This window comes from Mesorhizobium sp. B2-8-5 (assembly GCF_006440675.2).
Lineage (GTDB): Bacteria > Pseudomonadota > Alphaproteobacteria > Rhizobiales > Rhizobiaceae > Mesorhizobium.
In genome coordinates, this window is record NZ_CP083951.1 from 3,029,884 (window position 1) to 3,054,847 (window position 24,964).

Annotated in this window: 22 protein-coding genes; 13 read left to right on the forward strand and 9 right to left on the reverse strand. The window is 64.6% G+C overall.

All coding sequences use genetic code 11. The features are described from left to right. Positions 1-172 precede the first annotated feature (172 nt). The 8 genes from FJ430_RS14750 to FJ430_RS14785 all read right to left on the reverse strand — a co-directional run bounded on the left by FJ430_RS14750 (position 173) and on the right by FJ430_RS14785 (position 9,006). Entirely contained in the window at positions 173-979 is an 807-nt protein-coding gene (locus tag FJ430_RS14750; RefSeq protein WP_140651256.1) for an SDR family NAD(P)-dependent oxidoreductase, read from the reverse strand. Between the two features lie 11 nt (positions 980-990). Then, positions 991-1,848 (reverse strand): sugar phosphate isomerase/epimerase family protein, encoded by an 858-nt coding sequence (locus FJ430_RS14755; RefSeq protein ID WP_210242096.1) that lies wholly within the window; start codon positions 1,846-1,848, stop codon positions 991-993. Between the two features lie 10 nt (positions 1,849-1,858). Then, positions 1,859-2,656 (reverse strand): SDR family NAD(P)-dependent oxidoreductase, encoded by a 798-nt coding sequence (locus FJ430_RS14760; RefSeq protein ID WP_181175459.1) that lies wholly within the window; start codon positions 2,654-2,656, stop codon positions 1,859-1,861. A 73-nt stretch (positions 2,657-2,729) separates the two neighbouring features. After that, positions 2,730-3,707, reverse strand: a complete 978-nt coding sequence (locus FJ430_RS14765; RefSeq protein WP_140706662.1) for a sugar ABC transporter substrate-binding protein — start codon at positions 3,705-3,707, stop codon at positions 2,730-2,732. An 89-nt stretch (positions 3,708-3,796) separates the two neighbouring features. Then, a complete protein-coding gene (locus FJ430_RS14770) occupies positions 3,797-4,780 on the reverse strand; it encodes an ABC transporter permease (protein ID WP_140706660.1) in 984 nt (327 codons plus the stop codon). Positions 4,781-4,784: 4 nt separating this feature from the next. After that, a complete protein-coding gene (locus FJ430_RS14775; RefSeq protein WP_226892199.1) occupies positions 4,785-5,750 on the reverse strand; it encodes an ABC transporter permease in 966 nt (321 codons plus the stop codon). A gap of 35 nt (positions 5,751-5,785) precedes the next feature. Beyond that, on the reverse strand, positions 5,786-7,288 hold the full coding sequence (locus tag FJ430_RS14780; RefSeq protein ID WP_140706658.1) for a sugar ABC transporter ATP-binding protein: 1,503 nt from the start codon (positions 7,286-7,288) through the stop codon (positions 5,786-5,788). Positions 7,289-7,509: 221 nt separating this feature from the next. Next, positions 7,510-9,006: an aldehyde dehydrogenase family protein gene (locus tag FJ430_RS14785; RefSeq protein WP_140706656.1), complete on the reverse strand. Its 1,497-nt coding sequence runs from the start codon at positions 9,004-9,006 to the stop codon at positions 7,510-7,512. 307 nt (positions 9,007-9,313) lie between these two features. Between FJ430_RS14785 and fghA the strand changes: the two genes are divergently transcribed. From fghA to FJ430_RS14800, 3 genes are all read left to right on the forward strand, one after another. Continuing rightward, the gene (fghA, locus tag FJ430_RS14790) at positions 9,314-10,147 is read left to right on the forward strand and encodes an S-formylglutathione hydrolase (RefSeq protein WP_140706654.1); all 834 of its coding nucleotides are present in this window, start codon (positions 9,314-9,316) and stop codon (positions 10,145-10,147) included. 166 nt (positions 10,148-10,313) lie between these two features. After that, on the forward strand, positions 10,314-10,766 hold the full coding sequence (locus FJ430_RS14795) for a DUF2231 domain-containing protein (RefSeq protein WP_140706652.1): 453 nt from the start codon (positions 10,314-10,316) through the stop codon (positions 10,764-10,766). A 40-nt stretch (positions 10,767-10,806) separates the two neighbouring features. Next, positions 10,807-12,099, forward strand: a complete 1,293-nt coding sequence (locus FJ430_RS14800) for a PQQ-dependent sugar dehydrogenase (RefSeq protein WP_226892238.1) — start codon at positions 10,807-10,809, stop codon at positions 12,097-12,099. 9 nt (positions 12,100-12,108) lie between these two features. On the opposite strand, the gene FJ430_RS14805 is transcribed toward FJ430_RS14800, so the two are convergent. Next, a complete protein-coding gene (locus FJ430_RS14805; protein WP_140651273.1) occupies positions 12,109-12,978 on the reverse strand; it encodes a LysR substrate-binding domain-containing protein in 870 nt (289 codons plus the stop codon). 150 nt (positions 12,979-13,128) lie between these two features. Here FJ430_RS14805 and FJ430_RS14810 point away from each other — a divergent pair, with 150 nt between their 5' ends. From FJ430_RS14810 to FJ430_RS14855, 10 genes are all read left to right on the forward strand, one after another. Further along, on the forward strand, positions 13,129-14,331 hold the full coding sequence (locus FJ430_RS14810) for a 2-aminoethylphosphonate--pyruvate transaminase (protein WP_140706648.1): 1,203 nt from the start codon (positions 13,129-13,131) through the stop codon (positions 14,329-14,331). 20 nt (positions 14,332-14,351) lie between these two features. After that, complete coding sequence (gene phnA, locus FJ430_RS14815; RefSeq protein ID WP_140706646.1) at positions 14,352-15,608, forward strand: phosphonoacetate hydrolase; 1,257 nt, start codon at positions 14,352-14,354, stop codon at positions 15,606-15,608. 242 nt (positions 15,609-15,850) lie between these two features. Continuing rightward, the gene (gene phnY / locus FJ430_RS14820; RefSeq protein WP_140706644.1) at positions 15,851-17,305 is read left to right on the forward strand and encodes a phosphonoacetaldehyde dehydrogenase; all 1,455 of its coding nucleotides are present in this window, start codon (positions 15,851-15,853) and stop codon (positions 17,303-17,305) included. A gap of 5 nt (positions 17,306-17,310) precedes the next feature. After that, entirely contained in the window at positions 17,311-18,429 is a 1,119-nt protein-coding gene (locus FJ430_RS14825; protein ID WP_140706642.1) for a TIGR03364 family FAD-dependent oxidoreductase, read from the forward strand. Then, complete coding sequence (locus FJ430_RS14830; RefSeq protein WP_140706640.1) at positions 18,426-19,772, forward strand: aspartate aminotransferase family protein; 1,347 nt, start codon at positions 18,426-18,428, stop codon at positions 19,770-19,772. Before FJ430_RS14825 ends, FJ430_RS14830 begins: the two co-directional genes overlap by 4 nt. Positions 19,773-19,777: 5 nt before the next feature. Continuing rightward, the gene (locus FJ430_RS14835) at positions 19,778-20,788 is read left to right on the forward strand and encodes a 2-hydroxyacid dehydrogenase (protein WP_140706638.1); all 1,011 of its coding nucleotides are present in this window, start codon (positions 19,778-19,780) and stop codon (positions 20,786-20,788) included. Between the two features lie 257 nt (positions 20,789-21,045). Beyond that, positions 21,046-22,077 (forward strand): 2-aminoethylphosphonate ABC transporter substrate-binding protein, encoded by a 1,032-nt coding sequence (locus tag FJ430_RS14840; RefSeq protein WP_140706636.1) that lies wholly within the window; start codon positions 21,046-21,048, stop codon positions 22,075-22,077. A 31-nt stretch (positions 22,078-22,108) separates the two neighbouring features. Further along, entirely contained in the window at positions 22,109-23,254 is a 1,146-nt protein-coding gene (locus FJ430_RS14845) for an ABC transporter ATP-binding protein (protein ID WP_140706634.1), read from the forward strand. Beyond that, on the forward strand, positions 23,247-24,104 hold the full coding sequence (locus tag FJ430_RS14850; protein ID WP_140706632.1) for a 2-aminoethylphosphonate ABC transporter permease subunit: 858 nt from the start codon (positions 23,247-23,249) through the stop codon (positions 24,102-24,104). The genes FJ430_RS14845 and FJ430_RS14850 overlap by 8 nt, the downstream gene beginning before the upstream one ends. 2 nt (positions 24,105-24,106) lie before the next feature. Further along, positions 24,107-24,901, forward strand: coding sequence for an ABC transporter permease subunit (locus FJ430_RS14855; protein WP_140640146.1), 795 nt, complete (start codon positions 24,107-24,109; stop codon positions 24,899-24,901). Positions 24,902-24,964: the final 63 nt, after the last annotated feature.

Consider the following 24,964-nt stretch of genomic DNA (forward strand, 5'->3'; position numbering starts at 1 on the left):
ATCCGTTTTCTTGCGACGCGCCTTGAAGCAGTTCAGCGTTTGATGGAATCGCCTGCTGCAACTCCTTGTTTTTGCGCAATTCCACAGGAAAACCGCAGTGCGGTTCTCCTGAAATCTCTTTGTTTTGACGCAATTCCGGACGGAAAACCGCTCACACTTTTCCGGGAATTGCTTAGGCGATCGCTCGTATCGAGCCGCCATCCACGCCCCAGACGGAGGAGGTGACGAAGGAGGCGAGATCGGAGGCCAGGAACACGATGACGTTAGCCACTTCCTCCGGCTTGCCGAGGCGGCCGAGCGGCAGCTGGCGCAGCGACATCTCGTGCTCGACGGCCTTCTGCGGCTCCATATTGTGGAACTTGCCCATGGTTTCGGCAAAGCCGCCGGGCTGGGTCCAGAACGGCGTCCAGATCGGGCCGGGAGCCACGGCGTTGATGCGGATGTTGTTGGCGCCTTCGGTGCGCGCCAGACCCTTGGTCAGGGCGAGCACCGCCGCCTTGGACGCCGAGTAGTCGATCGGAACGCCTTCTGGCTGACGCGCAAGGTCCGAGCCGTTGTTGACGATCGCGCCGTGTCCCTGCTTGCGCATGACCGGCAGGACGACGCGCGTCGTGCGGACATAGCTCATGAAGTTGAGCGAGAAGGTCTTGTCCCACTCGGCGTCGGTCAGTTGGTCGAAGGTCCGCACCGCGCCGGCGCCGACATTGTTGACGAGGACGTCGACCGTGCCGCCGAAATGGGCGATGGCGGCCGTCACTTTCTTCTCGATATCATCTGCCGAGGAAAGGTCGGCCTTGAACGTCGCGGCCGTGCCGCCGGCAGCCGTGACCGCGGCCGACGTCTCGGCGAGGGCCGCTTCGTCGATGTCGAAAAGCGCCACGCGGCTTGCCTCGCGGCCGAACGCTATCGCCGTTTCGCGGCCGATGCCCTTCGCCGCCCCGGTGATCAGCACCACCTTGCCCTTGAGATTGGTTTCCATTTTGATCCTCCCTATCTTGCGGCGAATTGCGCCATGGTTGTTTCGAACGAGCGTCGCGCCGCCTCTTCGAGCGGCAGCACGCGATGCCTCTTTGAAATCACTTCGACCGAGTAGAAGCCGTCGAAGCCGGTCTTGCGGATCGCGTCGATGAAGGCGGGGGGATTGAGCACGCCCTCGCCACAGAGCCGGCGTTCGTAGATCGTGTCTTCCCAAAGCGTGCCGACGACCTTCTCATCCGCGTCGTCGAGCTCGACCGAGACGACATATTGTTTTGGCACGGCGGCGACGGCTTCGTAGGGGATGCCGCCGCGGCCGATATGCCAGATGTCGAGCAGCAGGCCACCATTGGCGTTTGCCGCGCCTTCGACGATGGCGCGCGCGGTTTCCAGGGTGCGCACGTTGGAGAACGGCATCACCTCCACCGCGATCCTAGTTCCGTAACGGGCGGCGTCGTCGCAGATCGCGGCGAAGCTGTCCGTGACCTGCGCAAGGTCGATCGTGTCGGCATCGAATTCCGGCGCGATCTTGACGTCGCGGGCGCCGAGCGCCTCCGCCGCCTCGAAGAGCTCGCGCCGAACCTTGTCCGATGCGGCGCGCAGGGCGCCCGACGCGAACCAGTGGGTGATGAACTCCAGCTCGACATGCGGCATGCCATTGGCCTCGAGGATGCGGCGCATCTCCTTCAGGCCGATCTTCTCGCGCGTCGCCTGCAGATCGGCATGGATCAGGCCGACGCCCTTGTATCCGGCCCTGGCCGCCGCCTCGACACGCCGGGCGAACGGAAAGGGACTGATCTCGTTCGGCGCGAACGGATAGACGTCGCCGGAGATGGTCCAGTAGGCGGCGACGAGTTCAATGGGTTTGCTCATCATGTTCTCCTCAGACCGAGGCGCCTTCCGACCCGGTGCGGAAATCGAAGCTGGTCGTCAGGCCGCCGTCGGCGATGATCTCGGCGCCATTGAGCGCAGTGGAGGCGTCAGAAAGCAGGAAGAGGCCGGCGCGGGCGACCTCGGCCGGATCAAGGATGCGGCCGGCCGGCTGGCGGTTGGCGCGCGCGGCGAGGAAGCGGTCCGGATCGTTGGCGGATTTCATGTGCCGCTCGAAGAGGCCGGCGAGCATCGGCCCGGGGCTCAGCACGTTCGCGCGTATGCCCTGGCGCGCATGGTCCATCGCAACTGTGCGGGTAAGCTGGCGGACCGCGCCCTTCGAGGCGGCGTAGACGGCAAGCTGCTGCTCGGCGAAGGTCGCGTCGATGCTGGCGACCGCCACGATCGGGCCGCCGCCGCGCGCGGTCATCAACGGCAGCATGGCGCGAAAGGCGAGCGCCGTGCCGATGAAATTGACCGACATGGTCCTTTCCATCGCCGCCTTGTCGAATTCGAGGATGGTGCCGACATTCAGCATGGCCGCCGACGTCACGAGGCCAAGCGTTCCAGGATTTTCCCTGGTGATCATGTCCGTGATGCCGGCCCAGGTCGCCTCGTCGGTAACGTCGCCCCGGACATGCGAATAGCGTTCGCTTGCAAGACTCTCGGGCGCCGGCGCGAGATCGACGCCGATCGTGCGCACGCCGCTGTCGGTCAGCAGCCGGGCAATGTTGGTACCAAGACCAGAAGCCGTTCCGGAGACCACGACAAGGTCCGGCAAGGCGTTGCTAAAGACTGGCTCCGTGGCCATGGGGTATTCCTCTTTTCTGACGTCGGGAAGGGTGAGGCACGGCGGCGGGCCGCCGTGCCTCGGATGCGGATAATCAGCGGCCGAGCGCGGCGTTGCAGTCGGCGACGTTGGCCTTGGTGATGATCTCGTGCGGCAGGAAGATCTGCTTCTCCACCTTCTTGCCGTCGAGGAGATCGGCGACAGCCTGCGCGGCATATTTGCCGTCGTCGATCGGCGACTGCAGGACGGTGGCGTATTGCGTACCGTCCTTGATCTGGTTGACGCCCTCGATCGAGCAGTTGGAGCCGACCAGGACCAGGCTTGCCGGATCGATGCCGGCGCGCTTGGCGGCGACGATCACGCCTGACATCATGTTGTCGGCCTGCGCATAGACGCCCTTCACGCTTGAGCCGAGTTGGGTGAAGAGGGCGGCGGCGGCATCCGTCGCCTTGGTCTGGTCCCAGTTGCCGTTCTGCTTGCCGGCCACCTGAATGCCGCTTGCCTTCTTGCCCAGGACATCCTCGAAGCCCTGCGAGCGCTGGATCTGAGGCGGTGTTCCGGGAACGCCCTCGACGATGAAGACCTTGCCGTCGCTGCCGAGCTTCTTGTCGGAGAAACCCTTGATCATGGCTTCGCCGGCGGACTCGCCGTTGCCGATGTCCGACGGGCCGGTGAAGACGTCCCAGAATTGCGAATATTTCTCGTCCGGCCGCGAGTTGGTGATCACCAGCGGGATGCCGGCCTGCTTGATCTTGCGTAGCGACGGCACGATGGCGCTCGCATCCGCGGGCCAAAGCACGATCGCGTCCGGCTTCTGGGCGATTGCCTGGTCGACCTGCGAGGCCTGCTCGGCGGCGTCGTAGTTGTTGATCTTGACCTCGAGATCGATGCCCGCGGCGGCCGCGACCTCCTTGAAGGCGCGCTGGTGGAGCGCGCAATATTCGCATTCCTCGGTGACCGTCAGCAGGATCACCTTCGCGCCCTTGGCCGCGGCGAAGGCCATTCCCGGCGCCATCAGCCCTCCGACGACCGTGGTCGCCAGCAAAAGTTTGGTGAGTTTTGCGAAGTTCATTTTGGTTACTCCTCCCGTTTCAAGGTTGCACGTTCCCCCGCACCGCCGATCGGCTCGGCGGCGTTGCAAGGATCCGTCGGTTGTTTCCGCTAGGCGGAATGCACAGCCCGCGACATTGCGAGCCGTTCGCTCATCCATGCGCCCAACTGACCGTCGAGCAGCACGATCCCCATCAGCACGAGGCCGTTGGCGAAGAGAATCCCCGTCGCCCCCATGCCGATCAGACTCAGTCCATTGTTCATCACCGTCAGGATCAGCGATCCGAGCAGGACATGCGCGGGTGTGCCGGAGCCGCCGCTGAGGGCGACGCCGCCGACGATCGCGGCCGAGACGGCCTGCAGCATCAGCGTGCTGCCGGTGGTCGCCGCGGCGCTGGCGAGGCTCATCGACAGCAGGCTTCCCGCGAGCGCGGCCGTGGCGGCGGAAAGCACGAAGACGATCACCAGCGAGCGGCCGACCCTGGCGCCGCTCGCCGCCGCGACCTGGGGCTTGCTGCCGACGACGCGGATGTCGCGTCCCATCAGCGTGTAGTGCATGAACAGACCGACGAGCAGGAAAGCGGCAAGCGTCACGACGCTGCGCCAGGAAAGGACGGTCAGCAGCGGATCGTCCAGGGCCATGCCGAGGTCGAAATTGTCGGTGCTGATGACCTTGCCGCCGGCGAGCCAGAAGGCGAAGCCGGAGAGCGCCATCATCGAGCCGACCGAGACAACGAGCGACGACACCTTGAAGCGGCTGATCACGAAGGCATTGACCAAGCCGACAAGCACGGCGAACGCCAGCGCGGCGACCACGCCATGGACGAGATTGCCGGCGCCGATGACGAGCGTGATCAGGCCGCCCACGGCGACCATGGAGCCGACGCTCAGATCGAACTCGCCGGCAATCATCGTCAACGACAGACCGAGCGCGACCATGCCGAGCAGTGCGAAGGACTGCATGAGCGCATAGAGATTGCGGCCGCTGATAAAAGCCGGATTCCAGATCGCGAAGGTGGCGACGAGAGCGGCGAGAAGGACAAGGCGCAGCAGCGTCGCGCCGGAAATCATCTTCGACTTGCGGATCGCGGCCATGGTCTTACCTCCTGAAGCCGAGCGCCAGCGCGCCGAGGATCACCGAGCCGATCACCACCAGGCCCTTGACGATGAGCTGGATCTCCAGCGACAGGCCCTTGAGCAAAAGGATGTTGGAGATCATCGCCAGGAACACGGCGCCGATCGCCGCGTCGAGAATCCGGCCCTGGCCGCCCTTGATCGCCACGCCACCGACGAGCACGGCGGCGATCGCGTCGAAATCCAGCCCCGCGCCGAGCTTGAGGTTGCCCTGCGCCGCCTGCGAGCCATAGAGCGCGCCGGCAAAGGCCGCAGCCATGGCGGCGAACATATAGGCAAGCACAAGCGTGCGGCCGACGCGCAGGCCTGTGAAGCTGGCGGCCTTCGGGTTCAGCCCGATCAGGCGAAGCTCCCGGCCGAAGCGGGTCCGCTCGACGATGAAGCTCAGCACGATCGCAGCCAACAGGAAGAGCAGGATCTGATTGGGCAGGCCGAGGGTCCGTCCGACCCCGAGCCAGCTCGCGTCTCCCTGGCCCACGACCGTCAGGCCGCCGGAATAGAACGAGCCGGCGCCGGTGATGATCGAAGCCATCGCTATCGTGGTGATGATCGGATTGGTGCGGAACAGGCCGACGGCGATACCCTGGGCCAACCCGAACAGCCCGCCGATCAGGACCACCAGGATCACGCTCGCGAACAGGCCGAAATGCAGGAAGGATGCAAAAAGAATGGTGGAGACGGCGGCCGTCGCGCCCATCGACAACATGAAGAGATTGCCGGAAAGCGTGATAAGCGCCATGCCGACCGCGGCGATGCCGACCGCGGACGTGGAGTACATGATCGCCGACACATTGGCGCCCGAGGAAAAGCCGGGAATGGTGAATGTTGCCCACAGGGCGAACAGCACCGTGGCTGCCCACACCGCGGTGGATTGGATGCGCTCCGGCCGCATCAGGCTGGCGCCGAGCGCCGCCGCGTCGAATCCGACCAAGGCCCTGCCTCCGCTCCTTATATTGCCGTTGATGCTCATGCCGCCCTCCCGATGTCCGGACCGCGAACGACATCGCCCAGGATGGAATCCATGGTCGTCTCCTCGACCGGCAGGTCGCGGACGATCTCGCCGCGGAAGACTGTGATCACGCGCTGCGACAGTTCCCGGATCTCTTCCAGGTCCGTCGAAAAGAACAGGACGACCAACCCCTCGCGGGCGAGCGCCTGGATTTCGCGGTAGATCTCGGTGCGGGCGCCGACATCGACGCCGCGTGTCGGCTCGTTGAGCACCAGGATCCTGGGCGAGAGCGCGACCGACTTGGCGATCGCCACTTTCTGCTGGTTGCCACCCGAAAGCGTCGACGCCGCAGCCGGCAGCCGGCGGGCGTCGATCTGGAACCGGCGGGCAAGCTCGCCCGCCTGCCTGCGCGCATCGGCGAGCGTCAGGACACCGAAGCGGTTGAGGCGGTCGAGTATCGCCGCTGTGAGGTTGACCTCGATGGGGGCTCCGAGGAAGAGGCTCTTGCCGGCGCGGTCCTCCGAGACATAGGCGATACCGGCACGGCTCGCCGCCGCAATCGAGGTGACCTCGACCGGAGAGCCGCCGACCCTGATCGTGCCGGCGTAGTGTCGCTCCAGGCCTGCCAGCGTTTCGACCAGCGCATTGGCGCCGGAGCCCAACTGACCGATGACGCCGACGATCTCGCCGGCGCGGAAGGCAAGATCGACGGGGCGGTATTTTCCCGCGACGCCAAGTCCCGCCAGCTCGATCACCGTCGCCGCCTCGGGCCCGGCCCGGTCGCGCGTTGCATGCGCCGAGGTTACCTCGCGACCGATCATCTCGGTGACGAGCTCGTCATTGGTCCATTGCGCGGTCGGTTTCGTCAGGATGCGCTGTCCGTTCCGGAACACGGTCGTGCGATCGGTGAGGGCGAAGATCTCCGGCAGGCGATGGCTGATATAGACGACGGCCGTTCCCTTGGCGCGCAGCCAGCGCACCGTGGCGAAGACCCGCTGGATCTCGGCGTCGGAAAGGCTCGCGGTCGGTTCGTCGAGGATGAGCACGCGCGCTCCGCGTATCACGGCGCGGCAGATTTCGAGGAGCTGCTGCTCGGCAATCGACAGGTTTCCGGCCTCGAGGTTGAGCGGCACATCCGACAGCCCGAGCTGATCCAGGGTCTCGCGTGCACGCGCCCTGTAGCGGGCGCGGATATAAAGCTGGGAGATATCGGGGTCGCCCAGAAGCACATTGTCCAGCACGGACAGATGCGGAATGATCGACAGTTCCTGATAGACGACGGAAACAAGTTTCGGATTGGTGAGCTCACCGGGCCGCAGCAAATGCCCGCCGACGCGGACCTCGCCTTCGTCCGCAGGCATGAGGCCGGCGATGATACGCACCAACGTGCTCTTGCCGGCGCCGTTCTCGCCGCAAAGAGCATGGATCTCGCCGGCGTGAAGATCGAAGTCGATGCCCTTCAGCGCATGGACCCCGCCGAACGACTTGCGCAAGTTCGTGACCGTGAGAACGGCTTGCATAGCTCGTGAAACCTCCCAACACCGCGCCTCCGAGCGGTGCCAAAAGGCTTAAACGACAAGTTCGCCGGGGGTCGCGGGTAAATGGTCCATATTGGACTTTCTGTCCTGCCGGCGCATCGTTACCGCGCGGGCTATGTGCAGCACTCCTTCTCGGAGCAACCGATGAATCTGATCTGCGCCGATCTGCGCGAGCTGGCGAGCAGGTCTACGGAGCGTCTTCTTTAGTCGGTCTGGATCCAGACCGCCTTGGTCTCCAGATACTCGTGCAGATGCTCGACGCCGCCCTCGCGCCCGTAGCCGGACATCTTCATGCCGCCGAACGGCACGGCCGGGTCGATGGCGTGATACATGTTGACCCAGACCGAGCCGGCCTTGACGCGGCGCGCGAGCTTGTGCGCGGTGCCGAGATTGGTGGTGAATATGCCGGCCGCGAGACCGTAAGGCGTAGCGTTGGCGCGCGCGACGACCTCATCCAGCGTGTCGAAGGGCATGGCCGAGATGACCGGCCCGAAGATCTCTTCCCGCGCGATGGTCATCTTGTCCGACACCGCGCCGAAGACGGTCGGCGCGATGAAGTTGCCGCCGTCATAGAGCTCGCCCGTCAGCCTTGAGCCGCCGGCGACCAGCCTGGCGCCTTCGTCGTTGCCGGCCTTGATGTAGCCTTCCACCTTGCCGGCCTGCCTCGCATTGATCAGCGGCCCGATCTCGGTTTCCGCCTCGATGCCGTGGCCGATGCGCAGCTTGCCGGCGAACTCGGCGACCCGGCGCACGAATTCGTCATGGATCTCGCGCGCCACGAACAGGCGTGAGCCAGCAATGCAGATCTGGCCGGAATGCACGAACACCGCCATCGCCGCGACCGGCACGGCCTTGTCGATATCGGCGTCGCGGCAGACGATGATCGGCGACTTGCCGCCAAGCTCCAGCGAGACGCGCTTGAGGTTGGCGACGCCGGCGCGGGCGATGGCCTGCCCGGTCAGCGTCGAGCCGGTGAAGACGATCTTGTTGACGTCGGGATGCTCGGCAAGCCGCGCGCCGGCCTCGGCGCCGGTTCCGGTGACGATGTTGACGACACCGTCAGGCACGCCGGCTTCCTGCATCAGCTTCGCGATCAGGAGCGGCGTCAGCGATGCATCCTCCGACGGCTTCAGCACGATGGTGCAGCCGGTCGCCAGGGCCGGCGCGATCTTCCAGATCGAGGCGGCGGTCGGGGCATTCCAGGGGATGATCGCGCCCACGACGCCGACCGGCTCGCGCCGGGTGAAGGTGACGATCTCGCCGGGGATCGAATTGTCGATCGCTTCGCCATGCAGGGCGGTCGCCATGCCGCCATAGAAGCGCAGCATGCCGATGACCCGGCGCCGGTTGGCCAGCGTGCGGGTGATCGGCAACCCCATGTCGAGCGTGTCGGAGACGCTGAGCTCTTCCCAATGTTTCTCGAACAGGTCGGCGATCCGCAAAAGCACGTATTGCCGCTCGTAAGGCGAGAATTTCGACCAGGGGCCTTCGAAGGCCGCGCGCGCCGCGGCCACCGCCGCGTCGATGTCGGCGGCCGACCCGCGCGGCACGGTTGCCAGCACTTCGCCCGTCGCCGGGTTCAGCGCCTGCATCTCCTCACCGGATTGCGCCGCGACCCATTTGCCGCCAACGAACATCGGCCGGAATTCGCCATGGTAGAGCGTGGTGGCCTTCGCCCTCGGGTCGAAGTTCAAGGTCATCGTCTCCTCCTCACGAATTCCGACGCGACTATTACTCCGGCTGCCGGCGACCTCAAACAAGGAAAGCTAAAGGGCGTTCAGAAAATCGGACAACGCGCGTCTTCTCCGTCGGCAATGCATCGACAATGGAGAGGTCTGCGGCGAAGCCCGATCTGACCCAGTCGGTATTGGGCACAGGCCTGTGTCGGTCCGGCAGTCTAACCGGCGCCGGCCTCTTCCATCGCCCGACGTTTTGCAAGGTGCAAGGTTGCGCCAGGCCCGGCCGGCGGTTATGCCGGTCGATATTTCCAGACGAAAGGCAAAACCGATGAAGGTCGTTTCCACCTCCAAATCGCATGGCGGTATCCAGGGCGTCTATTCCCACGCTTCCGAGGTCTGCGCCTGCGACATGACCTTCGCCGTCTTCGTGCCGCCCCAGGCCAAGGACGGGCCGCTCCCGGTCCTGTGGTACCTGTCGGGCCTCACCTGCACGCATGCCAACGTCATGGACAAGGGCGAGTACCGGCGGATGGCATCCGAGCTTGGGCTCGTCGTCGTGTGTCCCGACACCAGCCCGCGTGGACCTGACGTTCCCGACGAGAAGGACAATTGGCAGTTCGGCTGCGGCGCCGGTTTCTACCTCGATGCGACGCAGGAGCCCTATGCGAAAAACTATAGTATGTATTCCTACATCACCGAGGAACTGCCGGCGCTGATTGCCGCCAACTTCCCGGTCGACATGGCACGCCGGGCCATCTTCGGCCATTCGATGGGCGGACATGGCGCGTTGACGATCGCGCTGAAGAATCCTGAGCGTTATCGGAGCTGCTCGGCCTTCGCGCCGATCGTGCAGCCGTCGACGGCCGGCTGGTCGCGGCCGGCCTTCGAAAAATATCTCGGAGCGGACGAAAAGAGCTGGCGGGCCTATGATGCCACGCTGCTGATCGAGGACGGCAAGCGTTTTCCGGAATTCCTCGTCGACCAGGGCACGGCCGACGGCTTCCTGCAGGACGGCCTTCGGCCATGGCTGCTCGAAGAGGCCTGCAAGAAGGCGGGCATCGACCTCACCCTGCGCATGCAGGACGGCTACGACCATTCCTACAATTTCATCTCGACTTTCATGGACGATCACCTGAAGTGGCATGCCGCGCGGCTGGCTTGATTATCTTCCGTAAAATGCGCGCCCGGCCGCCCTGGAATGGTCTATTCCGCGTCAGCCATGGCTGACCATCGGGCATTCACCTTCTGGTGAGCGCGAGAATTTCCGGCGGAACATTCGTCTTTTCGCGCTGTTACATCCTGGCAGCAGCGCGGAAAGGAGCTTCCTGATGGAAAATCCGCAATCCACGGCAAGCATAGCTGGCCATCCCATCCATCCGATGCTCGTCACCATCCCGATCGCCTGTTTCGTCGGGACCTTGCTCACCGATATCGTCTATTGGCGGACAGCCGAAATGACCTGGGCCAATTTTTCGGCCTGGCTTGTAACCGTCGGTGTCATCGTCGGTATTCTGGCCGCCACCGCGGGGCTTACCGACTTTCTTGGCGACCGCAAGATACGCGCTCAGCCGACGGCATGGCTGCATATGGCCGGCAATCTCGTCGCGCTTGTTTTGTCCTTCTTCAACATGCTCATCCACACCCGCGATGCCTGGACGTCCGTCGTGCCAACCGGGCTGATCCTGTCGGCGCTGGTGGTGATCATCCTGATCTTCACCGGCTGGCTCGGCTGGGGGCTGGTCTATCGCCATCATGTAGGAGTGGCCGATGAGACGGTCTGACAGCGCGATCAAATGGACGACCGCGGCGCTTTGCTGCGCAATGGCCGTGGGCGTTGCCGGCTGCAGCGACGACAACACCGACCCGAACACGCAGATCGGCCCGAATCCGAAACTGCCGGAGATAAACCAGTACCTGTTCCCGCCGATGCATCTGGCCTCGGTGGTCGGGTGGAAAAACGACGAAAAGCCGACCGTCGCGCAGGGCCTGCAGATCGAGGCGATGGCTAAGGGGCTTCAGCATCCGCGCTCGCTTTACGTGCTGCCCAATGGCGACATATTGGTGGTGGAATCGACGGCGCCGACCGAAGCATCGGTCAAGCGGCCCAAGGACATCGTCATGGGCTGGGTCGAGAACTGGGTCACTTCCGGCGGCGACACCGGGCCGAGCAACCGCATCACGCTGTTGCGCGACACCAATGGCGACGGCAAGCCGGACTACCAGGGCGTGTTCCTTGACCATCTCAACTCGCCCTTCGGCGTGGCGCTGGTCGGCAACGACCTTTATGTCGCCGATACGGACGCGATCGTGCGCTATCCCTATCAGCCGGGCGACACCAAGATCACGGCGCCGGGCAAGGTGCTGACGCAACTGCCGGGCGGGCCGATCGATCACCACTGGACGAAGAGTCTGGTGGCGAGTCCCGACGGTTCGCTGCTCTATGTCGGCGTCGGCTCGAACTCCAACATTACCGAGAACGGCATCCAGGCCGAAAAGGACCGCGCCGCGATCTGGGAGGTCGACCGCGCCACCGGCCGCTGGCGCATTTTCGCCAGCGGTTTGCGCAACCCCAACGGGCTGTCGTTCGAACCTGAAAGCAACGCGCTTTGGACGGTGGTCAACGAGCGCGACGAACTCGGGCCCAACCTCGTGCCGGACTACATGACCTCGGTCAAGGACGGCGCTTTCTATGGCTGGCCCTACAGCTACTACGGCCAGCATGTCGATCCGCGCGTGATGCCGCAGCGGCCGGACATGGTGGCGAAGGCCATCCCGCCGGATTACGCGCTGAGCTCGCATGTCGCGCCGCTCGGGCTTGCCTTCTACACCGCAAGCAACCTGCCGCAATCCTATCGCGGCGGCGCTTTTGTCGGCGAGCATGGCAGTTGGGACCGCTCCCGCTTCAACGGCTACAAGGTCGTCTTCGTGCCGTTCAGCGGCGGGCATCCGAACGGCATGGCGCAGGACGTCGTCACCGGCTTCCTCAACGACAAGGGCGAGGCGAGGGGTCGTCCGGTCGGCGTTGCCGTCGACAAATCCGGCGCCCTGCTGATTGCCGACGATGTCGGCAACACGGTGTGGCGGGTCACCGCCGCGGCGCCGGGATCCACGTAGGAACCTGGCTCAATCCCCGGACATCGAGCGGGCCATGTCGAGGAAGGCGCGCACGAGCTTGCCGCCGCTGCGCTCGCGCAGGCAGATCAGCGCTTCGTCCATCAGCGTCTCCGGCGCGTCGATTGTGATCGGCACCAGCCGCGAGTCGTGGCCGAACTCGGCCGCCGACACGAAACCGACGCCGGCTCCGGAGGCGACGATCTCGCGCACGGCCTCACGGCCTTCCGCTTCGATGGCGGGCTTCAGCTCGACATTCGAAGCCGCGGCAAGATCTTCCAGCTTCTTGCGCGTTTTCGAGCCGCGCTCGCGCATCACGAGCGGTTCCTGCGCGAGCTGTCCGAGTGTCAGCGATTTCCTGTCCGACAACGGGTGTTCGGCGGAGACGAAGGCGGTGATCGGCGTCGAGTTGAGTTTGAGCATCTCGAAATCGCGTCCCGCCGGCATTTCGCCGAGAACGCCTATATCGGCTTCATAGCTGTAAAGGCTGCTGATCACAGTTTCCGTGTTACCGGAGCGCACGGACACCTGGACGCCGGGGTAGCGGGCGCGAAAGGCGCCAAGGATATGCAGCAGATGGTGCGCCGCGTCGGCAACGATGCGCAACGTGCCGGAGCGCAACGCGCGCGATTCGGTCAAAAGTTCGAGCGCCTGCTGCTCGGTCTCGAACATGCGGTGGGTGATCTCGAGCAGCCTCTGGCCCTGAGTGGTCAGCGTGACCTGCTTCTTGTTCCGGTTGAACAGGAGCACGTCATATTCTTCCTCCAGCTTGCGCACCTGGTCCGAAATCGCCGGCTGGGTCAGGAAAAGCGCCTCCGCCGCACGCGAGAAGCCGCCGGAAATGGCCACCTGATGAAATGCTCTGAGCTGGACATAACGCATCCGCGTGGTTCCCGTACTGGCGCCTGAGCGTCAGGCTGTTATCATTAATCAGATCGATACATCAATACAAAATAACGATTTTACAAATATGTCCTACCCGCCGAGAATGACTGTCATATTCCGATGACAGAATCGAAGTGGGAGGGCAGCATGCTCGCTGAGATGAAACTTGCGGCGGCCAAGCCGCTGGATGGGCCGGCACTCGGCGAACCTTATCTGCTGACGCCCGGCCCGCTTACCACGGCTTACGCCGTCAAGCAGGCGATGCTGCGCGACTGGGGCTCCTGGGACGGCGATTTCCGCGCCATGACCGCCGAGCTTCGCCGCCGCCTGCTGGCGCTCACCGGCGACAGCCGTGACGAGTTCGACTGCGTGCCGATGCAGGGCAGCGGATCGTTCTGCGTCGAAGCCATGCTCGGTTCGTTCGTTCCCCGGGATGGCAAGGTCCTGGTTTTAGCCAACGGCGCCTACGGTCTGCGCGCGGCGCAAACCATGCAGTATATCGGCCGCGCCTACACGTTGATCGACAAGGGCGACTATCTGCCGCCGCGCGGCGAAGAGGTCGCGGCGGCTCTCGAGGCCGACCCCGCCATCACCCATGTCATCGCCATCCATTGCGAAACCAGTTCCGGCATCCTCAACCCGGTCGCCGAGATATCGGAGGCTGTCTATGCCAACGGCCGCAAGCTGCTGGTCGATTCAATGAGCGCGTTCGGCGCCATCCCGCTCGACGTCAATGAGATCCGATACGAGGCGATGGTGTCGTCGGCCAACAAATGCATCGAGGGCGTGCCGGGTTTCGGCTTCGTCATCGCCCGCAAGAGCGAACTGGAGGCAGCCAAGGGGCGTAGCCATTCGCTGTCGCTCGACGTCCATGCGCAATGGGCGAACATGAACAAGACCGGGCAGTGGCGCTACACGCCGCCGACCCATGTCGTCGCGGCCTTCCTCGAGGCGCTGCGCCTGCACGAGGCGGAAGGCGGCGTCGCCGGCCGCGGCGCGCGCTATACGCTGAACCGCGACGTCATGGTGGCCGGCATGCGCGCGCTCGGTTTCGAGACGTTGCTCAAGGATCGCTGGCTGTCGCCGATCATCGTCACCTTCTTCAGCCCTGCGCATCCGAACTTCGCCTTCGACAGGTTCTACGAACTGATGAAGGACAAGGGCTTCATCATCTATCCGGGCAAGCTCACGGTCGTGGACTCCTTCCGCATCGGCTGCATCGGCCAGATGGACGAGCATGTCATGCGCCGTGTGGTCGAAGCAGCCTCCCAGTCGCTGAACGAAATGGGCGTCGACACCGCCGCCCCGTCCCCCGCCGCTATCGCCGAGCGCGCCAAGCTCGCCGCCTGAAGGTCTTTTGAGGATTTCCGATGAACCAGATGTCTCCCGTCAACGTCACGGCCAACGGCCGTTCCTATGCCTGGCCGCGCGTGCCGGCCATCGCCATCTGCCTCGACGGCTGCGAGCCGGCCTATCTCGACGAGGCTATTCATGCCGGACTGATGCCAGCGCTCGAAAAGATCAAGAAGAAGGGCACGGTGCGCTTCGCCCATTCGGTGATCCCGAGCTTCACCAACCCCAACAATCTGTCGATCGCCACCGGCCGGCCGCCAGCTGTGCACGGCATCTGCGGCAACTACCTCTACAACCCGGAGACGGGCGAGGAGGTGATGATGAACGACCCGAAGTTCCTGCGCGCGCCGACGGTGTTCCAGGCCTTCTACGATGCAGGCGCCAAGGTGGCGGTGGTGACGGCCAAGGACAAGCTCAGGGCGCTGCTCGGCAAGGGACTGAAGTTCGACGACGGCCGGGCGATGTGCTTCTCGGCCGAGAGGTCCGACACCACGACGAAAATCGAGCACGGCATCGACAACGCGTCGAAGCATTTCGGCCTGCCAGTGCCCGAGGTCTATTCCGCGGAGCTTTCGGAATTCGTCTTCGCCGCCGGCGTGCAACTCCTGAAGGAGTTCCGGCCGGACGTGATGTATCTCACCACCACCGACTACGTGCAGCACAAATACGCGCCGGGCGTGCCCCAAGCCAACGCCTTCTACGAGATGTTCGACAAATACCTGGCGCAGCTGGATGCGCTGGGCGCGGCGATCGTCGTCACCGCCGACCACGGCATGAAGCCGAAGCACCATGCCGACGGCTCGCCCAACGTGGTCTATGTGCAAGACCTTCTCGACGAATGGCTGGGCAAGGAAGCCGCCCGTGTCATCCTGCCGATCACCGACCCCTATGTCGTGCATCATGGGGCGCTGGGCTCCTTCGCCACCGCCTACCTTCCCAAAGGCGCGGACCGCGAGGCGGTGATGGAAAAGCTGCGCAAGGTCGAGGATATCATCCTGGTGCTCGGCCGCGAGGAAGGCTGCGCCCGCTTCGAACTGCCCGAGGACCGCATGGGCGACATCATCCTGATCTCGGGCGAGAACAAGACGATCGGCACGTCCGAACACCGGCACAATCTGGCCGCGCTCGACGAGCCGCTGCGCTCGCATGGCGGGCTGACCGAGCAGGAGGTGCCCTTCATCGTCAACCGCGTGCTGCCGGACCTGCCGAACGAGCCGGTTCTGCGCAACTTCGATGCCTTCTACCACGCGACGATGGCGGCCGCGCTAGGTTGAAGTTGAGCGTGGCGGTCGACCCCCACTCCGCCGAGCTTCGCTCGGCACCTCTCCCCCGATCGACGGGGGAGAGGAAAGGCGCCCAGTCGATTAGGCTGCGCTTTGAGCTGGAGGGTTTGGACTGCCAAGGATCAAGCGCCGACGCCGACTAATTTCCTCTCCCCCGTCGATCGGGGGAGAGGTGGCCGAAAGGGCCGGAGTGGGGGTCGACCCCGCGACGTATCCAAGACTGGAACCAACCCATGACCCAACTCGATCCCGCCATCAAAGTCCGCCACGAACCGATGCGCATCGCCGGCGAGAAGGTCGACGCCGAGCAGAGGCTGGAAGTGCGCTTCCCCTGGAACGATACCGTCATCGGCACGGTGTCCGCGGGCGGGGCGGAGCATGCCAGGCGCGCCTTCGAGATCGCGGCTGCCTACCAGCCGAAGCTGACGCGCTACGAGCGGCAGAAGATCCTGCTCAGGACCGCCGAGCTGCTCAATGCCCGCAAGGACGAGCTGTCGGATCTCATCACGCTGGAGCTCGGCATCTCCAAGCAGGATTCGCTCTACGAGGTCGGTCGCGCGTTCGACGTTTTTACGCTCAGCGGTCAGTTGGCCATCCAGGACGACGGGCAGATATTTTCCTGCGATCTCACCCCGCATGGCAAGCAGCGCAAGATCTTCACCATCCGCGAGCCGCTCAACGCGATCTCGGCGATCACCCCGTTCAACCATCCGCTCAACATGGTGTCGCACAAGGTGGCGCCGGCGATCGCCACCAACAATTGCGTGGTAGTCAAGCCGACCGAGCTGACGCCGATCACCGCGCTGATGCTGGCCGACATCCTTTACGAGGCCGGCCTGCCGCCCGAAATGCTTTCGGTCGTCACCGGCTGGCCCGCCGATATCGGCGACGAGATGATCGCCAACCCCAACATCGACCTCATCACCTTCACCGGCGGCGTGCCCGTCGGCAAGATGATCGCGTCGAAGGCCGGCTACAAGCGCCAGGTGCTGGAGCTCGGCGGCAACGATCCGCTGATCATCCTCAACGATCTTTCGGACGAGGATCTGGCGAAGGCCGCCGATCTGGCTGTCGCGGGCGCCACCAAGAATTCCGGCCAGCGCTGCACGGCAGTGAAGCGCATCCTGGTGCAGGAAAAGGTTGCCGATCGTTTCGTGCCGATGGTGCTGGAGCGTGCCAAGGCGATCCGCTTCGGCGATCCGCGCGACCCGGCAACGCAGCTCGGCACGGTGGTGCACGAGAAGGCTGCGGCGCTGTTCGAAAGCCGTGTCCACATGGCGGCCGAGCAAGGCGCCGAGGTGCTTTACAATCCCGGCCGCAAGGGCGCGTTGCTGCCGCCGATCGTCGTCGACCGCGTGCCGCACCAGTCCGAGCTGGTGATGGAGGAAACTTTTGGGCCGATCGTGCCGATCGTGCGCGCGCCGGACGATGACGAGGCGCTGATCGCGTTGTCGAACTCCACGGCCTTCGGCCTGTCGTCGGGCGTTTGCACCAACGACTTCCGCCGCATGCAGAAATACATAACCGGCCTCAAGGTCGGCACCGTCAACATCTGGGAAGTGCCGGGATACCGCATCGAGATGAGCCCATTCGGCGGCATCAAGGATTCGGGCAACGGCTACAAGGAAGGCGTCATCGAGGCGATGAAGAGCTACACCAACGTCAAGACCTTCTCCTTGCCTTGGTAAGCGTCGTGAAGGACAGTTTCGACCTTGCCGTGGTCGGCTCCGGCATTCTTGGGCTGGCTCATGCTCTTGCGGCGGCGCGCCGCGGCTTGCGCGTCATTGTCATCGATCGCGACCAGAAAGCGAATGGCGCCTCAATCCGCAATTTCGGCCTCGTCGTCGTCACGGGACAGGAGTCGGGCCCGTCGCGCCGGCTGGCGGAACGCAGCCGCGAGATCTGGCTCGATCTGTCGAATGAGGCGGGCATTGAGATCCTGCACCGCGGCAAGCTGATCGCGGCGCAACGCCCGGAAGCACTGGCTCTGCTGGAGACGTTCAAGTCCGGCGAGCATGGCAGCGCGTGCGGGCTTCTGACCGCTCGACAAGTGGTCGCGCAGCAGGCCGGCCTTGACGAGAAAGCAATCATCGGCGGGCTCTACAGCCCGTTCGAGTTGCGCGTGGAGTCCCGCGAGGTGCTGCCGCGGCTGGCGTCGTTCCTGGCTGAGAAATTCCGCGTCGTGTTCCGCACCGGCGTATCGGTGACCGAGATCGCGCCGCCCTTCGTCGAAACCAGCGCGGGACGTGTCCATGCGCAAAAGGTCGTCGTCTGTCCCGGCGACGATTTCAGCTCGCTTTATCCGGAACTGATCGGCAAGCACGGCGTGCAGCGCTGCAAGCTCCAGATGCTGCGGCTGGCCGCCCCCGGTTTCCGGCTCCAGTCGGCGCTGATGTCCGATCTCAGCCTGTTGCGCTATGGCGGTTTCGCCGGCCTTCCTGAGGCCGCCGTGTTGCGAAGCAAGCTGGGCGAGCAGCGCGGGGCCGCGCTGGCCAACGGCGTTCACCTGATCGTCGTGCAGAGCGCGGACGGTTCGCTGGTCGTCGGCGACTCCCATCATTACGGGCTCACGCTCGATCCGTTCGGATCGGAAGCCGTCGACCAATTGATCCTCGATGAATTCAAGACATTGTTCGGCACGGTGCCGAACGTGCTTGCGCGCTGGACGGGACATTACGCTTCAGCGAAGAATGCCGTGCTGCGCGACACCCCGCATGAAGACGTGCGGCTGGTGATCGTCACCAGCGGCACCGGCGCCAGCACCGGCTTCGGGCTTGGCGAGGAGACCATAACGGAGTTGTTCGGCCAATGACGCTCATCCATACCGAAGGCGAATCCAACAAGGCCGCCGCCCGACAGGAATGGAGCGCGAGGCAGAGCCACGCGCCTTCGCAGGAGCTTTTGCGCCGCGACGCCGACGCCTTCCTGCACCAGAGCCTTTCCAGCCCCTGCGTCTCTGCCATCGCCAAGGCGGAAGGCATCTGGATCGAGGACACGGCCGGACGCCGTTACATGGATTTCCACGGCAACAGCGTCCACCATATCGGCTACGGCCATCCGCGGCTCAAGGAAGCGATCGCCAAGCAGATGGATGAATTGCCGTTCTCTCCGCGCCGCTTCACTTGCGAGCCGGCGGTCGAGCTTGCCGAGACGCTCGGCAAGCTGGCGCCGGGGGACCTCGGCAAGGTGCTGTTCACGACCGGCGGGTCGGACGCGATCGAGGTCTCGCTGAAGCTGGCGCGCGCCGCCACCGGCCGGTTCAAGACGCTGTCGTTCTGGGACGCGTTTCACGGCGCCGGCTTCGGCGCTTCCAGCGTCGGCGGCGAGGCGACATTCCGCTCCGGCATCGCCGGGCCGCTTTTGCCCGGCGCCGAGCATGTCGCGCCCTGGGCGCCGCACAATTGCGCCTATGGGACTAAGTCGCTGGAGGATTCCGCCCGCGCGTGCGCCAGCATGATCGCTTACGTGCTGGGGCGCGAGGGCGATTTCGCCGCCTTCATCGCCGAGCCGATGCGCGCGACGCCGCTGGTGCCGGCGCCTGGCTTCTGGAAGGCAGTGCGCGAGGCCTGCGACCGGCACGGCACGCTGTTGATCTTCGACGAAATCCCGACCGGCCTCGGCAAGACCGGAAAATTCTTCGCCTCCGAGCATGACGGCGTGACGCCCGACATCATCGTGCTCGGCAAGTCGCTCGGCGGCGGCATCCTGCCGATCGCCTCGGTGATCGCGCGGCGCGATCTCGACGTCGCCGGCGACTATGCGATCGGCCACTACACGCATGAAAAGAACCCGGTGACGGCGCGCGCCGCGCTGACCACCATCGCCATTGTCCGCGAGGAAGGCCTGGTCGAGCGCTCGGCCGAGCTTGGCGCCCACGCACTAGGCCGTATGCAGGATCTCATGCGGCGCTCGCCATTCGTCGGCGACGTCAGGGGCAGGGGGCTGATGTTCGGCGTCGAGATGGTCGAGGACAAGGCAAGCCGTGCCCCGGCGCGGGCCCTTGCCGAGCGGATCTACTATCGCTGCCTCGACCAGGGGCTGAGCTTCAAGATCAGCCAGGGCAATGTGCTGACGCTGTCGCCGCCGCTGGTGATTGCGCGCGCCGATCTCGACCGGGCGCTCGACATCGTCGAGGCCGCCGTGCTGGCGGCGTGAACCCGATGAAGGCTGTCCGCACCGACAGGGAGCTCGAATGCCCGGGGATCGACACGGGCCTGAAGGCGCGCGGTGTCGAACTGGTGACGTTGCCGGACGGAATTCCGGAAGCCGAGCTGATGGCGGCGGTCGCCGATGCCGACCTCATCCTGATGTGCTACACTCCGATCACCGCGCGCGTCATCGAGGCGGCGCCCAAACTCAAGGGCATCGTCAAATACGGCGTGGGCATCGACGCCATCGATATCCAGGCGGCGACGCGGCGTGGCATTCCGGTCGTCAATGTTCCCGAATATGCCGAGGAGACGGTGGCCGAGGGCGCCTTCGCGTTGATGATCGCGCTGGCGAAACGGCTGCCGGCGATTACGGCCGCTGTCTCGCGCGACGGCTGGATCTGGCCCGAGCAGCGCTGGCTCGGACGCGACATCTCCGGATCGACACTTGGCCTGGTGGGCTGCGGCAAGATCGGCCGCAGCATGGCGCGCATGGCCGGGCACGGGTTTCGGGCGCGGGTGCTCGGCTTCGATCCGGGCATCGACGCTGCGACAATGCAAGATGCGGGGATCAAGAAGATCGACGATTTGCATGCCATGCTCGGCGCCTGCGATTTCGTGTCGATCCACTGCGTCCTGAACGAGCAGACACGCGGCCTGATCGGCGGCCGAGAACTCGCCTGTATGAAGCCTTCGGCCATCCTCATCAACGTCTCGCGCGGGGCGCTGATCGACGAGGCAGCGCTTGTCGAAGCGATCGTTGCCGGACGCATCGCCGCAGCCGGGCTCGACGTCTACTCGCTGGAGCCGCTGGCCAGGTCCGGTCATCCGATGAGCGCGCTTTTCGATCGCGACAATGTGATCCTGTTTCCGCACCTCACCTTCTTCACGCATGAGGCGATGCGCCGGCTTGAGGATGACACTTTGGCCCGCTGTTTCGAGCTGCTCGAAGGTCGGCCGGTAACGATCCGCTCGCGGGACCCGCGCTTGCGCGCGCAGACGACGGGCGTCGAATTTCGCTGAAGAATCCGTCATTTCCGTGAGGTATCGCAACCAGGAGTGCAGGAGAACACGCCCTGCAACGGCCATGCGACAGTTCCGTGACAAATATCAGTAGAGACTTGCCTGTCATAAAATAAATAGATTTTACTTATCGATCGGCGACCCTCAAAGTTGACACAACGACGACATGCACCAGCGCTACTGAGCCCTTGGCGGGCCGACCAATGCCATCACGAGTGCGTCGCAGATTGTGCCTTTCAATCAAAGGGGAACTGACCATGAAATCGCGAAATCTCACCGTAGCTCTGGCCTTTACCGCGGCACTGTTGGGCTCGTCGGCGCTCGTCGCGCCGGCTTTCGCCAACGGCGTCGTCACCATCTACTCGGCCGATGGCCTGCATGACGGCAATGGCAGCTGGTACGAGACCGAGTTCGCCGCCTTCACCAAGGCCACCGGCATCACCGTGCAGTATATCGAGGGCGGTTCGGGCGGCGTCGTCGAACGCGTCGCCAAGGAGAAGTCGAACCCGCAGGCCGACGTTCTCGTCACGCTGCCCCCCTTCATCCAGCGTGCCGCAGCCGACGGCTTGCTGCAGGATTTCAAGCCCGAAGGCTCCGACCAGATCGATGGCGGCACCGACAAGTACCGGCCGCTGGTCAACAACTACATGAACTTCATCTACAACAGCGCCGTGCTGTCGGAAGCGCCGAAGAGCTACAACGACCTGCTCGATCCGAAATTCAAGGGCAAGATCCAGTATTCGACGCCCGGCCAGGCCGGCGACGGCACCGCCGTCATGCTTGAGATCATCCACGCCTTCGGCGGCGAGGATGCGGGCTTCGAATTCATGAAGAAGCTGCAGGACAACAATGTCGGCCCGTCCGCCTCGACCGGCAAGCTGACCGCGTTGGTCAACAAGGGCGAGCTGCATGTGGCCAATGGCGACCTGCAGATGAACATGTCGCAGATGGCCGACAATCCGAACATCAAGGTGTTCTGGCCCGCGGGTCCGGACGGCACCCGCTCCACGTTCGCGCTGCCCTATGAAATCGGCCTGGTCACCGGCGCGCCCAACAGCGACAACGGCAAGAAGCTGATCGAGTTCCTGCTGTCCAAGGAAGCGCAGTCGACGGTAAGCTCGGTCGCGCTCGGCATGCCGGCCCGCAAGGACGTGAAGCCGGACGACACCAATTTCGCCAAGGCGCAGGAGGCGATGAAGGGCGTGACCATCTGGGCGCCGAACTGGGACGATGCGCTCATCAAGCTGCCCGACTACGTCAAGAAGTGGAACGAAGCGACGGGAAGTTGATCTTCTGGTGGGCAAATCCGGAGGAGCAGCCATGTCGGTGCCCGCTTTCACGGGAAGCAATGTCATGGACGTCGACGCCGCGAAAATTCGCGGCGCCGGCTCCAATGTCCACTTCGACAAGGTCAGTGTCGCCTATGGCGGGCATGTCGTGCTGCATCCGCTGACGCTCGACATCGCGCCTGGCGAGATCCTGGCGATGATCGGGCCCTCCGGCTCCGGCAAGACGACGGCGCTCCGGGCCGTCGCCGGCTTCGTCCGGCCGGCCAGCGGCCGCATCCGCATCGGCGCCACCGACGTGACCGATCTCCCGCCCTATGAGCGCGGGCTCGGCATGGTGGTGCAGAACTACGCGTTGTTTCCGCATATGCGGGTCGAAGACAACGTCGCCTTTGGTCTGAGAGCCCAAGGCGCCGACAAGGCGCTGGTTGCCGAGCGCGTCAAGGACTCGCTTGCGACCGTCGGCATGTCGGGCTTTGCCAAGCGCTATCCACGGGAGCTTTCCGGCGGCCAGCAGCAGCGTGTCGCCATCGCGCGGGCGCTTGCGGTCAGGCCGCGCGTGCTCCTGCTCGACGAGCCGCTTTCGGCGCTGGACGCGCAGATCAGGCGCAACATGGTCGAGGAGATCGCCAAGCTGCATCGCGACCTGCCTGGACTGACGATTCTCTATGTCACCCACGACCAGACCGAAGCGCTGACGCTTGCCGACAAGATCGCCATCATGCGCGACGGAAGGGTGTCCTCGCACGGGCCGACGGGGGAGCTTTACCGCCGACCGCCGAACCGCTTCACGGCCGAGTTCCTCGGCCGCGCGAATCTTTTGCCGGTCACGGTCGCGGAAGGCGCCGGGCCGAAGGGACTGGCCAAGGCGAAGCTCGGCGATGTCTTGCTTGCGGGCGCCGCGCGCGGCGAAAAGCCCGGCGACAAGACCTTGCTCTGCATCAGGCCGCAGCATCTCAGCCTCACCGGCGACGAGGAACACACCAACCGGATCGTCGGCACGCTGAAGGAAGTGCACTGGCAAGGCGAACTCACCCATCTGGTGCTCGATGTCGACGGCACGCCGGTGCGCGTCTCGGCGACCAGGCTGCCGGTGAGCCTGCCGGAGCGCGGCTCGGCGATGCCGCTGTTCTTTACGCCCGGCGACACCTCGCTCGTTCCGGAAGACATCCGTGGCTGACGCGGCCATCCTTCCCGCGCAGATAACCAGAAAGGTGCCCGGCCGGCTCTGGATTGTGCCGCCGGCGGCGCTGCTGGCGCTGCTGTTCTTCTATCCGCTGGTGCTGATCGTCCAGCAGGCTTTTACCGACGACAGCGGCATGGCCAATGTCGCCGAATTCGTGCGTGTGCTGCATGCGCGCTTCTTCCTCAACGCGCTCATCAACACCATCACCATTTCGGTCGCCGCGACCGCCGGATGCCTTATCGTCGGACTGGTGCTGGGGCTGATCCTCGCCTTCGTGCCGTTTCCCGGCAGCGGCGTGATCGCCCGGCTGATCGACACCTTCATCGCCTTGCCGACCTTCCTGGTGACGCTTGCCTTCACCTTCCTCTACGGCTCGGCCGGCATGCTCAACGCCGGGCTGATGGAAGTGTTCTCGTTGCAGGCGCCGCCCGTCAACTTCCTCTACTCGACCTGGGGCGTGGTCCTGGCCGAGGTCACCGTCTACTCGCCCTTCGTGCTGCGCCCGCTGCTCGCTGCGTTTTCGCTGGTCGATCGCGGCCAGATCGAAGCGGCGAGCGTGCTTGGCGCGCGGCCGTTCCGCATCGTTCGCCAGGTCATTCTGCCCGCCGCCGTTCCGGCGCTGATTGCCGGCGGCAGCCTCTGTCTTTTGTTGACGGTCAACGAATTCGGCATCGTGCTGTTCATCGGCGCCAAGGGCGTCATCACTTTGCCGCTGCTCATCTACAGCAAGGCCATCCAGGAATCGGCCTATCAGGTCGCCTGCATCATCGCCGTCATCAACATCGCGCTGTCGCTCGGGCTGTTCGGCCTCTACCGGTTCGCCGCCGGCCGGCTGGGAGCATAAAGATGCTGGTCTGGTCGCGCCCCGGTCGCATGCTGATCTGGACAGTCTTCGCGCTGTTGTTCGGCGTCTTGTTCCTGGCTCCGCTCGCCGTCATCCTGCTCTCCAGCCTGGCCGACCAGTGGAACGGCGTGCTGCCGAGCGGACTGACGGTCGAACACTATAGCGATGTCATGCAGGGCGCCGCGTGGAAAGCGATGCAGGCCAGTCTGATCACCGGCTGTCTTGCCAGCGCGCTGGCCCTGGTCAGCGGCACTTGGGCGGCGCTCGCGCTGCGTGTCCAGGACGCCACGCTGGCGAGAGTGCTCGGGCTTTTGTTCTTCATCCCAAGCGCGGTGCCTTCGGTGTCCGTGGGTCTCGGCCTGCTGGTTGCCTTCAGCCATCCGCCGCTGCTGCTCAACGGTACGATTGCCATCGTCATGATCGCGCATTTCGTGCTGATCTCGGCCTTCACCTTCGGCAATGTCTCGGCCGGGCTGGCGCGGCTTTCGCCGGACTTCGAGCAAGTGGCGTCGAGCCTCGGGGCGCGTCCTGCGTACCGACTCTGGCATGTCACGCTGCCGTTGCTCACGCCTTACCTGGTCGCCGCCTTCGGCTTGAGCTTCGCGCTGTCGATGGGCGAGCTCGGCGCGACGGTGATGGTTTATCCGCCGGGCTGGGTGACGCTGCCGGTATCGATCTTCAGCCTGACCGATCGCGGCGACGTCTTCGCGGGCGCGGCGCTGACCATGGTGCTCGTCGCCGTGACGCTGTTGCTGCTGCTCGGGCTCGAGCGGCTGACCGGACGCCAGACGCGATAGTGCCTTGTTTCGACGCAATTCCGGACGGAAGGCTACGGCGAAGCCGCCGAGCCTGACCGCGTC

Coding starts and splice junctions, on each gene's coding strand:
- FJ430_RS14750 (WP_140651256.1), bottom strand. CDS start 979: ATGGAAACCAATCTCAAGGGCAAGGTGGTGCTGATCACCGGGGCGGCG.
- FJ430_RS14755 (WP_210242096.1), bottom strand. CDS start 1,848: ATGAGCAAACCCATTGAACTCGTCGCCGCCTACTGGACCATCTCCGGC.
- FJ430_RS14760 (WP_181175459.1), bottom strand. CDS start 2,656: ATGGCCACGGAGCCAGTCTTTAGCAACGCCTTGCCGGACCTTGTCGTG.
- FJ430_RS14765 (WP_140706662.1), bottom strand. CDS start 3,707: ATGAACTTCGCAAAACTCACCAAACTTTTGCTGGCGACCACGGTCGTC.
- FJ430_RS14770 (WP_140706660.1), bottom strand. CDS start 4,780: ATGGCCGCGATCCGCAAGTCGAAGATGATTTCCGGCGCGACGCTGCTG.
- FJ430_RS14780 (WP_140706658.1), bottom strand. CDS start 7,288: ATGCAAGCCGTTCTCACGGTCACGAACTTGCGCAAGTCGTTCGGCGGG.
- FJ430_RS14785 (WP_140706656.1), bottom strand. CDS start 9,006: ATGACCTTGAACTTCGACCCGAGGGCGAAGGCCACCACGCTCTACCAT.
- fghA (WP_140706654.1), top strand. CDS start 9,314: ATGAAGGTCGTTTCCACCTCCAAATCGCATGGCGGTATCCAGGGCGTC.
- FJ430_RS14795 (WP_140706652.1), top strand. CDS start 10,314: ATGGAAAATCCGCAATCCACGGCAAGCATAGCTGGCCATCCCATCCAT.
- FJ430_RS14800 (WP_226892238.1), top strand. CDS start 10,807: ATGGCCGTGGGCGTTGCCGGCTGCAGCGACGACAACACCGACCCGAAC.
- FJ430_RS14805 (WP_140651273.1), bottom strand. CDS start 12,978: ATGCGTTATGTCCAGCTCAGAGCATTTCATCAGGTGGCCATTTCCGGC.
- FJ430_RS14810 (WP_140706648.1), top strand. CDS start 13,129: ATGCTCGCTGAGATGAAACTTGCGGCGGCCAAGCCGCTGGATGGGCCG.
- phnA (WP_140706646.1), top strand. CDS start 14,352: ATGAACCAGATGTCTCCCGTCAACGTCACGGCCAACGGCCGTTCCTAT.
- phnY (WP_140706644.1), top strand. CDS start 15,851: ATGACCCAACTCGATCCCGCCATCAAAGTCCGCCACGAACCGATGCGC.
- FJ430_RS14830 (WP_140706640.1), top strand. CDS start 18,426: ATGACGCTCATCCATACCGAAGGCGAATCCAACAAGGCCGCCGCCCGA.
- FJ430_RS14835 (WP_140706638.1), top strand. CDS start 19,778: ATGAAGGCTGTCCGCACCGACAGGGAGCTCGAATGCCCGGGGATCGAC.
- FJ430_RS14840 (WP_140706636.1), top strand. CDS start 21,046: ATGAAATCGCGAAATCTCACCGTAGCTCTGGCCTTTACCGCGGCACTG.
- FJ430_RS14845 (WP_140706634.1), top strand. CDS start 22,109: ATGTCGGTGCCCGCTTTCACGGGAAGCAATGTCATGGACGTCGACGCC.
- FJ430_RS14855 (WP_140640146.1), top strand. CDS start 24,107: ATGCTGGTCTGGTCGCGCCCCGGTCGCATGCTGATCTGGACAGTCTTC.